The following is a 15,524-nucleotide window of genomic DNA, read 5'->3' on the forward strand; positions in this document are numbered from 1 at the left end:
ACGTCTTTATGTCACCAAGAACCACAGGGCAAACAAAATAGCACTATATGTGATCTTATTAGACTGCACTCTCCGCCCTGAGCGAAACTTTTTTTTACCTTGTTGTAGGTGCTTCTTCCTTATAGCGCTAACAGAAGTTTACAAACCTATGCCGCTAGGCACCTATAATTCACGCCTCGCCTAAACGATAACCTACAGGTACGCATGATGGTTACAGGCTTATGATATGAGTGACTACCAAATACTTACATTTCCCAGAGAAATTATGCAACGCATGAGCGAACTCGCAATGCGCAAAGCCGAGCTATCGATTTCCGTTAATAAGTTTTCGGATTCCGGTGATGCTCGAGCACGTGTGGTTGGCTACGATGAAGGTAAGCGCGTGCTTGGTCTTTCATTTTTCCGTAATACCAATGGCAAGACCATCAAGTTGTCTTCAAACAAGCTATTTATCAGCGCACATGACAACGGCATACACTATCGTTTCGTATCGCGCGTTGTCCCCACTGAGGTGCTGAATGCCGCTTACGGCATATCTTTCCCAGAACAGCTGGAATATTTGCAGCGGCGCAATTTTTATCGCGTGAATGTATCGAAAGAAAGCGCATCGGCGCGACTTTTCATACCTAGCTTTAAGGCGATCAACGCAGATCTGTTAGATATCTCTGCCAAGGGCTTACGCGTCTTAACCAACGGCGCACCCGAACTGGATCTGGAGCGAGGTTTCAGTATCCCGAGGATAGAACTAACCTTACACGATTTAGGCGAGGCCCAGTTCTCCACACTAGTGCGATATTTCAAAAGAGCCGGCGAAGGCCAATACATTATCGGCATGGAGATCGAGGATATTGCAAACGCCTACAGCGTGATGATTGAGCGCTTTATTGCACAGCGAGATAGAGAGCTACGTCAGAAAGCTGTTGGACTGTAAGACCGAGGGCTAGTTACTTTCCGACTCTTCCGTAACGACTTTAAAACCGGGGAAATGAAAAACCAGTTTCACACCGGTTTGATAAAATCTATTTCCATTTTCGAACTGTCGGTGTACGCGAAAAAATATTTCCAGATCGCGAACAATACGTTCTCCGCGTTGACTCAGCTTCGGAATAAAGACAGCGGGAATAAAACGACTGTTAAATTCCAAACCGACAGTATGCCCGAGTCCGTGGGTGTATCCGTATTCCGCGTTGACGATGCCGGCCACGGTAAAAATATTGGCAAACAAGGCGTGGCGTGAACCATCGGTATCAACGTCGAGCCGCGGCCACATACCCAAAAAGCCACCGAGCATCAGATTCTCGTTATAAAACTCCATAGAACCACTGTAGCGCCAACGGTCTTCAAGCTGAGATACACCTGCACCAATCGATATTTGCGGCTCATAAGCAAACGAGGCGCCGACGTAGGCCCAAGCAACAAGAAAGCAAGAGAAAGCGCGTTTTAGCCGTCCAGGTATCCTATTTTTCAATCAATGCCTGCAAGGTCGATCCGAGTTCTGCTGGCGATTTAGCTGTGGCCACGCCAGCCTTTTCCAGGGCTGCAAATTTTTCCGCTGCTGTGCCCTTCCCTCCGGCAATAATAGCACCCGCATGCCCCATACGCTTGCCCTTAGGCGCGGTAACGCCTGCGATATAGGCAGCGACTGGTTTGCTCACATTAGATTTGATGAACTCTGCAGCTTCCTCTTCGGCGGTACCGCCGATTTCACCAACCATCAATATCGCTTCGGTCTGCGGATCTTTTTCAAACAATGCCAGCGCATCGATAAACGTTGTACCAGGAATCGGATCACCGCCTATACCGATACAGGTGCTTTGGCCATATTTCAGATCAGTAGTCTGTTTTACCGCTTCGTATGTCAGGGTACCGGAACGGGAGACTACGCCAACCTTTCCGGGTAAATGAATATGCCCCGGCATAATGCCGATCTTGCACTCGCCTGGTGTGATGATTCCTGGACAATTCGGCCCTATCAATCGTGCACCGGCTTCATGTACCACCATATTGGCCTCAAGCATATCCAAGGTAGGTATGCCTTCGGTTATACACACAATCAACTCGATACCCGCATCGACGGCCTCAAGTATCGCGTCTTTACAGAAAGGCGCAGGCACGTAAATGACGGTCGCGTTGGCGTCGGTTTCACGCTTGGCATCTTTGACGGTATCGAATACCGGCAAGCCCAGGTGTCGTTGACCACCTTTTCCGGGTGTAACGCCACCAACCATTTTTGTACCGTAAGCAATCGCCTGTTCCGAATGGAAAGTGCCTTGCTTACCAGTGAAACCCTGGCAAATCACCTTGGTGTTTTTATTTACCAATACACTCATTTGCCACCTCCAATCGACTCGACAACCGCCTTCGCAGCATTATTCAAACCTTCCGCTGCGATCAGACTCAGCCCGCTGGCAGCAAGTAACTCGCGTCCTTTGTCTGCATTATTTCCTTCCAGACGCACCACCACCGGTACATTGACCTTAACTTCCTTAACCGCGCCGATTATGCCTTCAGCAATCATGTCGCAGCGGACAATACCACCAAATATATTTACCAGCACCGCTTTGACATTGCTGTCCGAGAGTATCAGTTTGAAGGCTGCCGCCACGCGCTCACGCGTTGCCGTGCCACCAACGTCGAGAAAATTTGCCGGACTTCCACCATGTAGCTTGATGATATCCATAGTCGCCATCGCCAGCCCTGCGCCGTTGACCATACAACCGATTTGCCCATCCAGGGCGACGTAATTCAAATCCCATTCTTTTGCCTCGACCTCGCGCGTGTCCTCCTGGCTGGTGTCACGTAAATCGCCAAGGTCTTTGTGCCGGAATAGTGCGCTCTCATCAATATTGATTTTGCCGTCCAGGCATAAAAGATCACCGCTCTTGGTTACCACCAGCGGATTCACTTCGATCAGACTCAGGTCTTTTTCGACGAAGAGTTTGGACAGACCTATGAGGATTTTTGAAAACTGCTTGATCTGTTCTGGCGTGAGACCTAATCCGAAACCCAGATCGCGGCACTGATATGGCTGCATACCCGTTAGTGGGTGTACAACAGATTTGAGAATTTTTTCCGGTGTCTCAGCGGCGACTTTTTCAATTTCGGTTCCACCTTCGGTCGAAGCCATGAATACAACGCGACGAACGCCGCGATCGACAACCGCGCCGACATAGAGCTCGCGATCAATATCACACGGCGATTCAATCAACACCTGATTCACCGGCTGGCCTTTGGCGTCGGTTTGAAATGTCACGAGATGAGTGCCAAGCAGACTCTTGGCAAAATCAATGGCCTGTTGCTTGTCGTCGAACAGTTTCACGCCGCCAGCTTTTCCACGGCCTCCCGCGTGTACCTGGGCTTTGACAACCCAGCGATTTCCGCCGAGCTCTTCGATCGCCTTCTTCACTTCCTGTTCGTTCGACGCAACACGATGTTCCGGTACTGCGATTCCGTATGCCTTGAACAGTGCCTTGGCCTGATACTCGTGTAGATTCATAATGTCTCCGTTATTAGCGTTTGCCTTTCGCCTGTACCGCGTGTATTGCGCGCCCGTGTACAGAGAGCGCCGCTTCATGAAAGGCTTCCGACAAAGTGGGGTGCGCAAACATCGTCATCGCCAGATCCTCGCTACTGGCCGAGAATTCTATCGCAATTTTCGCCTGCGCGATAATCTCCGAAGCCTGTGGTCCGATAATATGTACACCAAGCACGCGATCGGTTTTCGCATGCGCGATAATCTTAATCAAACCCTTAGTATTATTGATTGCCCGCGCGCGACCACAACCACTAAAAGGAAACGTGCCTATCCGATATTCGATGTTCTGTTTCTTGCACTCGTCTTCCGTCTTACCAACCCAGGCGATTTCCGGATCGGTGTAAATGACGGAGGGGACGGTGTTCAGATCTACGTGCGCGTGTTCACCCGCGATGATTTCCGCGACCATCACACCTTCCTCGGAAGCCTTGTGTGCCAGCATAGGACCACGCACCACGTCGCCAATTGCATAAATACCATTGATTGATGTACGGCACTGCCCGTCGACGACAATAAAGCCTCGCTCATCGACAAGTGATTTCAGATCATCGGCAAACACCTCTTCCGAATTGGGCGATCGGCCTATTGCGACAATCAATTTATCGACTTTTTCGCTATGTGATCCTTTTTCGTCGTCATATTTAATATCGACTTTGTTGGCTTTCACCTCGACCGTTTTGATCTTGGCGCCCATGCGCACTTCCACGCCCTGCTGATCAAAATACTTTTTCGCCTCTTTGGCGATTTGCTGATCTGCCTCAGGAAGAAAACTCTTGCTGGATTTCAAAAGAAACACCTCAGCGCCGAGACGTCGCCACACGCTACCCAATTCCAGTGCGATAACCCCCGCGCCGATGATACCGAGTTTCTTAGGCACGCTGTCAAACGATAAAGCCCCTGTCGAATCGACGATGTGCTTGTGATCGTATGGCGCCTGTGGCATTTCTCTCGGCCTTGAACCTGTGGCAATGATGATATTTTTTGCGCTGATATGCTGCACATCGCCTTTGCCTACCGGATTGACACGAATAGTTTTGTCCCTGGACACCTGGCCCATGCCGTGAAAAAAGGTGATTTTATTCGCTTGAAACAAGGCCGCAACGCCTTGCGTCAACTCACGCACGACCTGATCTTTACGCGCGAGCATTTTGTCCAGTTCGAGTTTGACGCTACTCAGTTTGATTCCGTGTTTTTCGAACTCATGTTGCGCGCGTTCATATAGTTCGGAAGATTCGATCATGGCCTTGGACGGAATACATCCCACGTTCAAACAGGTTCCGCCCGGAGAGGCTTTATTTGCTGCATCGACCCAACCGTCTATGCAAGCGGTCTTGAATCCCAGCTGTGCACTACGTATTGCCGCGACATAACCGCCGGGGCCTGCACCTATTACAACCACATCGAATTGTTGTGACATGATTTATCCTGTTAACTTTGAGCGTAATTATCAAACGGAACAGCGGACTGTGATCGAGCAACGACTGACCCAGGTCCGTACGTAGGCAGCCTATTTGGACTGCTGAACTAGATCTCGAGCAAAATCCTACCTGGATCTTCTACCAATTCTTTAATGGTGACGAGAAACTGCACGGCTTCACGTCCATCGACGATACGATGATCATAGGAAAGGGCGAGATACATCATCGGGCGTATCACAACCTGACCGTTTTCGGCCATGGGACGATCCTGAACTTTGTGCATACCCAGTATGGCGCTTTGAGGTGGATTGAGAATAGGCGTCGACATCAGTGAGCCGAACACGCCACCATTGGTGATGGAAAACGTACCACCGGTGATGTCTTCCATGCCGAGCTTCCCTTCTTTTGCACGCGTACCGAAATCGCGAATCCTGGATTCAATTTCTGCAATGCTTAATTGATCTGCGTCGCGCAGTATGGGCACCACCAGGCCACGTGGCGAACCAACGGCAATACCAATATCGAAGAAACCGTGATAGACGATATCATTTCCATCCACAGAGGCATTGATCTCCGGGAATCGTTTAAGCGCCTCGACAGCCGCCTTGACGAAGAAAGACATAAAGCCGAGGCGCACGCCATGCTTCTTCTCGAAAATGTCTTTATATTTTGCGCGCATTTCGGTGACCGGCTGCATATTGACTTCGTTAAAGGTAGTCAGTATCGCTGCCGTCTGTTGCGCCTCAACAAGACGCTCCGCAATACGCGCACGTAGCCGCGTCATGGGCACACGCTTTTCTTCTCTAGCGCCGACCTGGGCAACAGGTGCTGCAGAACTCGCAGTTGTCGGCATAAGATCCTCTTTCAGCACTCGGCCACCTTTGCCACTGCCACTGACTTTGGATGTATCAATCCCTTTTTCTGCTGCCATTTTTCTTGCTGCCGGCATCACTAACTTTTCATCCACGTCGGCAGGAACCTTGGCCGCCGGTGGAGTAGATACTGGAGGTGAAGGCGTTTCCGATTTTTTCTCGGCGCTGGCTTTGGCATATGCAGACGTATCGAGACGCGCAATAATCTGCTCAGAGACGACAACCGTACCTTCGCCCTCAACAATCTCATCGATAATGCCATCTTCCGGCGCAGGCACTTCAAACACAACCTTGTCTGTTTCAATATCAGCAATGACTTCTTCACGATGCACGGCATCGCCTTTCTTCTTATGCCAGGCGACTATGGTTCCGTCGGTGACAGATTCGGGAAATACAGGCACCTTTATTTCAACAGTCATTGATTAAACTCTCCAGTCTTTCTATTTAAATTCCTTGAAGGCATCATCCAGAATTTTCGCCAATTGCTCTCGATGTACCGACATATATCCACAAGCCGGAGCCGCGTGAAAATCTCTGCCGGCATAGTTCAAATACCCTCGATTGCCTATGGCTGTACGCACATGGTGTTGCGAGGTAAACCAAGCGCCCTGGTTTTTTGGTTCTTCCTGTGCCCATACGAACTCATGAGCATTGGGATAACGATCAATTTCTTTCTTCAACTCTTGCGTTGGGAAAGGATATAGCTGCTCCATACGCATGATCGCAACATCGTCACGTCCCAGTTTTTCGCGATGATCGTATAAATCGTAATAGACCTTGCCGCTACAAACCACGACACGGGTGACTTTGTCCTCTTTGAGATCAGCCGTATCGGGTATGATGTTCAGGAAATTGTTATCGGTCAGTTTCCATAAAGGACTGGCGGCGGCCTTATGCCGTAACAAACTCTTTGGCGTCATGATTACCAGCGGTTTGCGACACTCCATATGCATCTGTCGTCTGAGCAAATGAAATATCTGCGCAGCGCTTGATGGCATGCACACCTGCATATTGTTTTGCGCGCACAGCTGTAGATAGCGCTCGGGACGTGCCGATGAGTGCTCCGGCCCTTGTCCCTCAAAGCCATGAGGCAACATCATCACCAGACCACTGGAACGACCCCACTTCTGTTCGCCTGCACTGATAAACTGGTCGATGACCACTTGCGCACCGTTGGCAAAATCACCAAACTGCGCCTCCCAAATCGTCAGTGTTTGAGGATCCGTTGACGAGTAACCATATTCGAATGCGAGCACCGCTTCCTCAGATAGCAAGGAATTGATAACCAGGAATTTACCTTCCGCACCTCGTATACGACGCAAAGGTACGTGTATGCGATCTGTTTCCTGGTCATGAATGGTGGCGTGGCGATGAAAGAAAGTCCCGCGCCCACAATCTTGACCCGACAAACGTACGTTATAGCCTTCCTTCACCAATGATGCATAGGCCATGGTTTCTGCAAAACCCCAATCGACATCAATCTCACCATTGGCCATTTGACGTCGGGTATCCAGGAGCTTCTTGACCGCGAAGTGAATCGAAAAATCTTCCGGTATCGTGGTGATTTCTTCGCCCAACTGCTTTATCAACTTGGCACTGATACGGGTATCGCAGTCCTGTTCTAAAGGCTTGTTGATGTGCGGTCGCCACAAACCCGCGTGGGCGTAGTTTTCGGCAACCCCACCACGACTCAAGGCTTTCACCACGGGCTTGTCTAGTTCGAGCTCAGCTTTATAATCGACAACCATCTTATCGCCATAACCACTTGGCACTACCTGAACATCTTCAAGATGCTTGGCGTACAACGCGCGCGTTGTAGGCAACTCACGAATTGCGCGATACATCATGGGTTGTGTAACCCAAGGCTCATCTGCCTCATTATGTCCATGACGACGATAACAGACGAGGTCGATTACCACGTCTTTCTTAAAGCGCATACGATAATCCACAGCCAGCTGCGTTACAAACAACACCGCTTCAGGATCATCACCATTGACGTGAAAAATAGGTGCGCTCACCATCTTCGCTGCATCCGTGCAATAGAGTGTTGAGCGTGCGTCGCGCTGATTGCTGGTGGTAAAACCAATTTGATTGTTCACTACGATGTGAATTGTGCCTTTAGTCGAATAGCCGCGCGACTGTGACATATTCAGTGTTTCCATCACTACGCCTTGTCCGGCAAAGGCAGCATCACCGTGTATGATGACAGGCAAAACCTGCATCCCTTCTTTGTCATCACTTCTGTCTTGCCGCGCGCGCGCGGAACCTTCCACCACTGGACCAACAATCTCCAGATGCGAGGGATTAAACGATAACGCTACGTGAACCGAGCCGCCGGGCGTATCGATGTTTGATGAAAAACCCTGGTGATATTTTACGTCACCAGAAGCATCACCATTGCGCGCGGCCTTGCCTTCAAATTCCATGAATAGTTCCGCGGGTACTTTACCCATGATGTTTACCAGCACATTTAGACGCCCTCTATGGGCCATGCCGATAGCAATCTCTTTGAGACCCGCATTTCCTCCGCGCTGAATAATTTCATCCAGCATCGGAATTAGACTTTCAGCGCCCTCTAACGAGAAGCGTTTTTGACCGACATATTTAACGTGTAGATAGCGCTCCATCCCTTCTGCAGCGGTGATCAGACCAAGCAGCTTTTTTCTTACCTCAACCGGGTATATCCGCGCGCCACGCTCTTTTTCAAACTCTTCCTGCAGCCAGCGCTTTTCGTGAGGATCGGTGAGATACATGAATTCAGCACCCACAGATCCACAATACGTAACCTCCAGGAAATCGATAATTTCGCGCAGAGTAAGCGTTCCCTTACCACCTAATGAACCGCAACTAAAGGTCTTATCAATATCGGCCTCAGTGAGCTCTTGTCGGGGTAATGGAGAAAAAGAAATCTTGTGCTTCACCAGGGGGTTAATACCTGCGCGCAAATGCCCGCGGAAACGATAGGCATTGATCAATTGCAAAACCCGCATCTGTTTCAGCGTTTCCAGACCCTCGGCAGGCGCGGCGGCGCCATAACTGGGTTTGAAGTTTCGAAATACATCCTTGATCGCCGAATGCACCTGATCCGGCGCACTGGCATTCACTCGCGGTAGGGAATCAAAAAAGGATCGCCACTCCTCACTCACACTTTGAGGATTGGAAAGATAGTCCTCAAACAAGGCCTCAACGTAAGGCGCGTTACCCCCAGAGAGCTGGGAACTTTCCCACAATGCTTTTAGCGATGCGTATTTATTCAAATCGTCCATTCGTCACAACACAATCCGGATATCCATATATGAACTCGACTAAAACTACTAATTCTGAACCGAATTACCGACTTATTTTGAAATTTTTTTCTACCGGAATTTACACCGGTTTTACATTCCCGCACTTTACTCCAGTGTAGAGCAAAATTCTGGCCGTTTCGGCGCAATAAAACATTTGAATTCACACACATGCAAAGGTTCCCAAGTTAATGGGCGGAGATGGTGCTCAAACAACTCAGTTTAGTGATAAAAGCATAGCGAATTCTCCATCCGCCGCTATGTTCACAGAGCGATATATTCGCCACAGAACCAAGGTCAATTTCAAACCCTGAGCAAACCGTCCAAACGGTGTCACTTTGGAATACGCTCAGAACTGACGTTACGGCGATAGTGGGTAAATTCCAGCGTAAAGAAAATGTTGGCACTAACCAGTATCAGACTGATAAACACCGCACCAAAGTAGGTATAGCCTTGATCAATAGCGAACTGATGATAGGCATCAATGCCCGCTAGTATCGTTAGGTTGTGCGCTATTGCAAATACGCTCACCAGAACAAAACTGAAGGGAATAACAAATCCTAACATCGCCAGGTGCGCGTCTTTATATCGCTGATTAGGTGTTTTGAATTGACTGGCGAACCATTGTCGCCAATTGGCATCGAAACCATTGAAGTAATAAAACACAAATCTTCTTATGCCGAGGCCCGGCTGCGTCACAGGACAACGCTGTCGATTCAGATAGAAGTAAAAAACGCCTGCCGCCAATATACACAACAGCGATTGAACCACCAGAAAACCACCCCAGGACAGATTCAAACCAGCGACTAGAGGATTCCACTCATACGCCAGATCTGGCGTAATGTGATATGTGATAACCAAATCGGCACTGCGCAATACCACTAGCAACAAAAATAGTAGTAGGTAAACCTTCATTCCTGCATCCAACATCCGGCATAGTTAGTACTTACCAAGCAGACAAGTCAACTAGAGTCAATTCAAATTCACCAAGATCAAGTGAATGTGTTATGACCGCGTGCCTCTCGTCAAGTTCTCAAATCAATACCTGTCCAGGAATACAACAAGCATACCGTCGACTCGTTTAGCGAAAGAATTTTCGCGTACTGAGCGGCGCTGTTGAACCTATGGCTGGTATCCACTGAGCCACCGTATGACATTGATTGCATGAATTGGATGAAGGAACATGCGTCACGCTTTTCCCTATCGCGAGCACACCATTGTGACAATTGATACAAAGCCCAAAAACCTCATCGTGGTCGACACGAATAACAGGTACCCAGGTTAATGGCGAGTGGCAAGCCGCGCAGTTATTACTGGTCGGTATATGTGACGCCGGCAATGGCGTCGTTCCAGGTGGCGCAGGTGTAGGCGCAGGGACTGGCGTCCCGCCCGGCAGGGCGTTTGTTGGATTAAACCAGGTTATTGTACTGTGACATGCCTGACAATCCTGGCGAATACCAACTGCGATATGTGTCGCTGGCGAGATATGACAACTTTCACAAACACCAAGTACCTCATAGTGATCTACATTAATAGGCACCCATGTCATTATCGAGTGACAGGCATTACAAACATCCGTGGTTGAGATATGGCCAGGAAATTTGCCCGTTGCAACGGTACCGTTGTGACAAGCGACGCACTGACCAATAACCTCGTTGTGATCAACGGAGATCACTGGCATCCAGGCCATTGTGCTATGACAGGCGCCACAGTTTTCGGTCGCTGCGATATGCTGTGGAGGTTTACCCATGGCAACAATATTGTTATGACAGCTCAGACATTCTCCCATCACCTGAGTGTGGTCTACGGTAATTGCCGGCATCCATGTAGTGGTCGTGTGACAAGCGTCACAGGCGTCAGAGGCGATAATATGTGTTATATTTTTTCCAGACGCTGTGACACCGTTGTGACAATCCATGCACGCACCAATAACATAACTGTGATCGACCATCGTAAGCTGTCCATCTGGACTATGGCATGCCAGACAATCATTTGTGGTAGGAATATGATTCGCTGGTAGAGGCTGAGTCGGATCAAAAGTGGAAGGCGGAGCCGTCGGCAAAACCTGTCCCGATGTCGCCCAAATATCAAAATTCAAACCTTGTGATGACACCCGCGATTGTTTCCAAATAACACGGCGAGCACCGCCTGTCTCTTGAAGAATTGACGCCGATTCAACAAATCCGTTTTCGATGTATTCAACAATCTTTTCGGGATTCGACCATAGGTTATTGCTTTCGAGATGTGCACTGTATAGCGTGCTGGTCTGCGCACTGTTCACTACCCAGGTAGCAGAAAGCATTTCGCCACTCAACGACAAGCTTGTCTCAGCGATAAAACTTCCTACAACACCGACTGGGCCTTTCTCACTTTGCACGGGAGGACTGATACTCTCCGGCGATTGCCAGTTAGCGTTAGAATACCGACTGGTTCGGACCAGAGAGAATACCTGGGTACCTGCAACAACGTCTTCTACCCAGGCCAATGCCGCGTTTCCATTTTTGTCACGCGCAAAGCTAAACGGTACGCGTAGCGAATTGCAAACATTTGCCGCCGGACAAATCATCAGCATGGGCTGTCCCCAGGTAGTCCCGCGTAATTCAGACCGATATAGTGAGTCGCCTCCAACATCATCGATATTCTGAATGATGAGTTCCATGCCGCCATCAGCGCGATTAAAAAGCGCTAACTGAATGAATTCACTCGTAGGGGAAAAGACTCCAGTCGGAAATTCCAGCGGATATAGAACACCGGTGTTCATATCAAATACGGCAGCACCGAGATTTACGGTGGCATTCGCCCCTTTTTCCGCCCACGCAATATATGCCTGCCCTGATGAGGTGAACACCGGCCTGGACATCATCTCTAAGCTAGCTTCTGAACGTAAAAGGGAAACAGGCGCAGACATAGACTGCCCCCAAATGTGGAGAGTAAAACCCGTGGCGGTATTTTCGTGTGAAAAAATGATAACTTGATCGCTTGGCGTAAGCAGGGGATAGGTTGCCGTTCCCGGCAAAATCATTTCCGCCGGAGTCCATATACCGTTCAACCTGCTCCAGTAGACGTTTCCTTGAAATGTCCAACTCGCGATAGGTGTAGCCGGATTTTCTCCGAAGACAAATTTCGGTAGCGTCGCATTAATCGATTGATTTAACGGAATTGGATTGCTTGATGTAAAACTTCCGGCACCATCCGCTAATAGCGCCGTAATCTTGCCAACGCTATCGGGGGCAGGCGTGGTCTGCTGTCCCTCATGTAAACGCCAGGCAATAATACTTGCATTATTTCCTGGCGAAAGCTCAGGCCCATGCAGATAGCCAACGCTATTGGCAGGAAGCACGTCGTTTCCCAATAATACCGGTGAAGACCAGCTACTAAGATCGCGGCTTCTAACGACTTGCGTAGTATGAGAATTATTTTGCGTAGAATTGATTTTACGTGAAAAATCTGGAATTTGTTCTGCGCATGAGGTCCATAACAGCACAGTAAAAAGCATCAAGCCGATGGCGGATTTTCTATCCATAGTTTGCTCCCACACAAGCCATTATTGATGTTAAAGGTCTGGATGTGCCTTGCATCAAGTATTATTTTTAAATGCGAATTATAATTATCGCGTCGTTTATCATGATTATTCTTAGTGAACTGAAACTGAGAATATCGAACCCAAATTTGGGCTGAGGCGTCTTTCAAGACATAGGAAAATATATTGCCTTAAGGAACAGATATAAGAAGACGGGGAATTCGAATTTCTGAAGATAGCGGTGTATTTTACTGCCGAAAGATTCGACATATAAAGTTTACGCCTGAATATGATTATCCGCATATCGAAGACGGCGACTCACCTCTCTCGCCATATTCATGTGTAGCAAGGTGTATTGCTTTGGATTTGTTTGGTAAAGATCGAAAAGCGTGTCTTGCGTGATTTCCATGACTACACAAGAAGATATTGCGCGGACGGAAGCACTACGCGGCTGGTGATCAATCAGCGCCATTTCACCAAAACAGTCCCCTCGTCCCAGGTCGAAGAGGTGCTGCTCTGGATCACCACGCACGACTTTAGCCTGTCCACCAACTAAAATATAGAATGCGTCACCTGTATCACCTTCACATAGCATATAGACTCCAGGTTCACAGGTGAAAACTGATGATTTTTCGATGATATCGTTGACTGTCTGCTGATGCAGACCACCAAATATCGGAATTGACAAAAGCTCGGTATCTGGACAACGCATCGAACCACCATTGCAAAGTTATTTTATATAACTATATGCAATAGTGGTTCAAACGCAAATCGGATACCCAATATAAACTACGCTGCACTGGCTACGATGCCATTGTGTCGTAATAAGGCATCTATCTGAGGTTCTCTTCCGCGAAATTCTACAAATAATTCCATAGGCTCCCGCGATCCACCCTGTTCGAGAATAGTGGTTAGAAAACGCAAACCGGTTTCCCGATCAAAAATGCCGTTTTCTTCGAACAGGGAAAACGCATCCGCAGATAAGACTTCGGCCCACTTGTAGCTGTAGTAGCCTGCTGCATATCCACCGGCAAATATGTGCGAAAAGCTATGTGGAAAACGATTAAACGAAGGCGGATGGATCACCGCCACCTGTTTTCTGACTTCTTCCAGAAGAGGATAAATATGTGATGGTTTTTCCGGGTCATATTCCAGATGCAGGCGGAAATCGAAAATCGAAAACTCGAGCTGTCGTAACATCTGCATCGCGGCCTGAAAATTCTTTGCGGCCTGCATCCGTTGATATAAATCATCAGGAATCTGTTCGCCTGTTTCATAGTGACCGGCAATTTCGTTTAACGCTTCCCGTTCCCAGCACCAGTTTTCCATAAACTGACTAGGCAATTCGACAGCGTCCCAGGGCACGCCGCTAATTCCGGCAACACTGGGATAATCAACCCGGGTCATCATATGATGAAGTCCATGACCAAATTCATGAAAAAGAGTGGTGACTTCATCGTGCGTAAACAACGCCGGTTTGTCCCCGACTGGCGGAGAGAAATTACAGGTCAGATAGGCCACTGGTAATTGTTCAACCTCGCCCATTTTCATGCGCGTAATACACTCACCCATCCACGCACCGCCACGCTTGTGTGCACGCGCATATAAATCCAGGTAAAACTGCCCACGCACCTGCCCTTTGTCATCGGTGATTTCAAAAAAACGCACGTCTTTATGCCAGGTATCAATTCCCGCTTTTTCCTGGATATTCACGCCATAAAGTTGTTTGACGGTGTGGAACATACCATTGAGTACCCGATCTTCGGGCAGATAGGGTTTAATTTCCTCCTGGGTCACTGCATATTTATGCTGACGTAATTTTTCGCCATAGTAAGGGACATCCCAGGCTTCCATTTCTTCGACACCGAATTGCGCCAGCGCAAAATCTTTTAATTCCTTTAATTCCGCGTGCGCTTGAGACAACGATTTTTCAGCCAGATCGTTAAGAAAATTCAAGACCTGATCGGTGCGACTAGCCATCTTGGTTTCGATAGAACGCGCGGCATAATTTTCAAAGCCCAGGAGTTGCGCTGCCTCATGTCGAAATTGCAGAATCTTTTCCATAATCTCGCTATTGTCCCACTTGCCCGCATTTGGTCCTTCATCAGATGCGCGAGTGACATAGGCTTGATACATTTCGAAGCGCAGATCACGATCATCGGCATAGCACATCGTAGGATAGTAAGAAGGAAATTCGAGGTTCAACAACCATCCACTCTTTCCCTCACGCTCGGCCAGTTGTTTTGCCAGACCCATCGCGGAATCGGGCAAACCGGCCAGCTGCGATTCGTCTTCGATATGCTTGCTCCAGCCATTCGTCGCATCGAGCAGGTTTTCCTCAAATTTGCTGGTCAGGTTGGATAATTCCTGCATCACTTCCTTATATCGCGCCTTTTTTTCGGCCGGAAGTTCGACGCCAGAGAGACGGAAATCACGCAAACTATCCTTTAACAACTTCTTCTGTGCGGTGTTATAGGTACGGAATTCGTCGCCGGTTTCAAGCGACTTGAGTGCAGTAAACAGTCGTTCGTTCTGCCCCATATCGGTGCTGTAGTCGCTGAGCAAGGGCAGGCAGGCATTGTACGCAGCGCGAAGTTCTTCACTATTGACCACGGAATTCATGTGACTGACGGGAGACCAGGCGCGGCTGAGCTTCTCTTCCATTATTTCCAGCGGCTCAATCAAGGTTTGCCAGGTGTATGTAACGCCGGCATCGAGCATAGCCTCTACGTTATTTCTGTTTTCTTCGATGATTTGTCTTATTGCCGGTTCAACATGTTCAGGCTTTAACTGCGAAAATGGCGGTAATTCATGACTTTCCAAAAGGGGATTGCGATTCATACTTCTTCCTTTGCTTTTGTAAGACTATGCAAGTTATTCAATATGCGGTTTTCA

General features: G+C 48.6%; 11 protein-coding genes. 1 reads left to right on the top strand and 10 read right to left on the bottom strand.

Annotation, left to right across the window (positions count from 1 at the left end; translation table 11 throughout):
- The first annotated feature begins 226 nt into the window (after positions 1-226).
- Positions 227-931: a PilZ domain-containing protein gene (locus OEZ43_01485; GenBank protein ID MDH5544230.1), complete on the top strand. Its 705-nt coding sequence runs from the start codon at positions 227-229 to the stop codon at positions 929-931.
- A 9-nt stretch (positions 932-940) separates the two neighbouring features.
- On the opposite strand, the gene OEZ43_01490 is transcribed toward OEZ43_01485, so the two are convergent.
- The 10 genes from OEZ43_01490 to prlC all read right to left on the bottom strand — a co-directional run bounded on the left by OEZ43_01490 (position 941) and on the right by prlC (position 15,470).
- Positions 941-1,468, bottom strand: coding sequence for a hypothetical protein (locus OEZ43_01490; GenBank protein MDH5544231.1), 528 nt, complete (start codon positions 1,466-1,468; stop codon positions 941-943).
- On the bottom strand, positions 1,458-2,330 hold the full coding sequence (gene sucD, locus OEZ43_01495) for a succinate--CoA ligase subunit alpha (protein MDH5544232.1): 873 nt from the start codon (positions 2,328-2,330) through the stop codon (positions 1,458-1,460). Before sucD ends, OEZ43_01490 begins: the two co-directional genes overlap by 11 nt.
- Positions 2,327-3,496, bottom strand: coding sequence for an ADP-forming succinate--CoA ligase subunit beta (gene sucC / locus OEZ43_01500; protein MDH5544233.1), 1,170 nt, complete (start codon positions 3,494-3,496; stop codon positions 2,327-2,329). The genes sucD and sucC overlap by 4 nt, the downstream gene beginning before the upstream one ends.
- Before the next feature lie 13 nt (positions 3,497-3,509).
- Positions 3,510-4,952 (bottom strand): dihydrolipoyl dehydrogenase, encoded by a 1,443-nt coding sequence (gene lpdA / locus OEZ43_01505; GenBank protein ID MDH5544234.1) that lies wholly within the window; start codon positions 4,950-4,952, stop codon positions 3,510-3,512.
- Positions 4,953-5,059: 107 nt separating this feature from the next.
- Positions 5,060-6,244 carry a 2-oxoglutarate dehydrogenase complex dihydrolipoyllysine-residue succinyltransferase gene (gene odhB / locus OEZ43_01510; GenBank protein ID MDH5544235.1) on the bottom strand — a complete coding sequence of 395 codons (1,185 nt, stop codon included), beginning with the start codon at positions 6,242-6,244 and terminating at the stop codon, positions 5,060-5,062.
- Positions 6,245-6,265: 21 nt separating this feature from the next.
- Complete coding sequence (locus tag OEZ43_01515; protein MDH5544236.1) at positions 6,266-9,091, bottom strand: 2-oxoglutarate dehydrogenase E1 component; 2,826 nt, start codon at positions 9,089-9,091, stop codon at positions 6,266-6,268.
- A gap of 351 nt (positions 9,092-9,442) precedes the next feature.
- A complete protein-coding gene (locus OEZ43_01520; protein ID MDH5544237.1) occupies positions 9,443-10,024 on the bottom strand; it encodes a hypothetical protein in 582 nt (193 codons plus the stop codon).
- A gap of 166 nt (positions 10,025-10,190) precedes the next feature.
- On the bottom strand, positions 10,191-12,632 hold the full coding sequence (locus OEZ43_01525) for a hypothetical protein (GenBank protein ID MDH5544238.1): 2,442 nt from the start codon (positions 12,630-12,632) through the stop codon (positions 10,191-10,193).
- A gap of 274 nt (positions 12,633-12,906) precedes the next feature.
- Complete coding sequence (locus OEZ43_01530) at positions 12,907-13,341, bottom strand: cyclic nucleotide-binding domain-containing protein (protein MDH5544239.1); 435 nt, start codon at positions 13,339-13,341, stop codon at positions 12,907-12,909.
- A gap of 77 nt (positions 13,342-13,418) precedes the next feature.
- Positions 13,419-15,470, bottom strand: a complete 2,052-nt coding sequence (gene prlC / locus OEZ43_01535; GenBank protein ID MDH5544240.1) for an oligopeptidase A — start codon at positions 15,468-15,470, stop codon at positions 13,419-13,421.
- Between the last annotated feature and the right edge of the window lie 54 nt (positions 15,471-15,524).

It is taken from the genome of Gammaproteobacteria bacterium (assembly GCA_029881255.1).
In the GTDB taxonomy this organism is placed as follows: Bacteria; Pseudomonadota; Gammaproteobacteria; order S012-40; family S012-40; genus JAOUMY01.

Coding starts and splice junctions, on each gene's coding strand:
- odhB (MDH5544235.1), bottom strand. CDS start 6,244: ATGACTGTTGAAATAAAGGTGCCTGTATTTCCCGAATCTGTCACCGAC.
- lpdA (MDH5544234.1), bottom strand. CDS start 4,952: ATGTCACAACAATTCGATGTGGTTGTAATAGGTGCAGGCCCCGGCGGT.
- OEZ43_01515 (MDH5544236.1), bottom strand. CDS start 9,091: ATGGACGATTTGAATAAATACGCATCGCTAAAAGCATTGTGGGAAAGT.
- OEZ43_01520 (MDH5544237.1), bottom strand. CDS start 10,024: ATGAAGGTTTACCTACTACTATTTTTGTTGCTAGTGGTATTGCGCAGT.
- prlC (MDH5544240.1), bottom strand. CDS start 15,470: ATGAATCGCAATCCCCTTTTGGAAAGTCATGAATTACCGCCATTTTCG.
- OEZ43_01485 (MDH5544230.1), top strand. CDS start 227: ATGAGTGACTACCAAATACTTACATTTCCCAGAGAAATTATGCAACGC.
- sucD (MDH5544232.1), bottom strand. CDS start 2,330: ATGAGTGTATTGGTAAATAAAAACACCAAGGTGATTTGCCAGGGTTTC.
- OEZ43_01525 (MDH5544238.1), bottom strand. CDS start 12,632: ATGGATAGAAAATCCGCCATCGGCTTGATGCTTTTTACTGTGCTGTTA.
- sucC (MDH5544233.1), bottom strand. CDS start 3,496: ATGAATCTACACGAGTATCAGGCCAAGGCACTGTTCAAGGCATACGGA.
- OEZ43_01530 (MDH5544239.1), bottom strand. CDS start 13,341: ATGCGTTGTCCAGATACCGAGCTTTTGTCAATTCCGATATTTGGTGGT.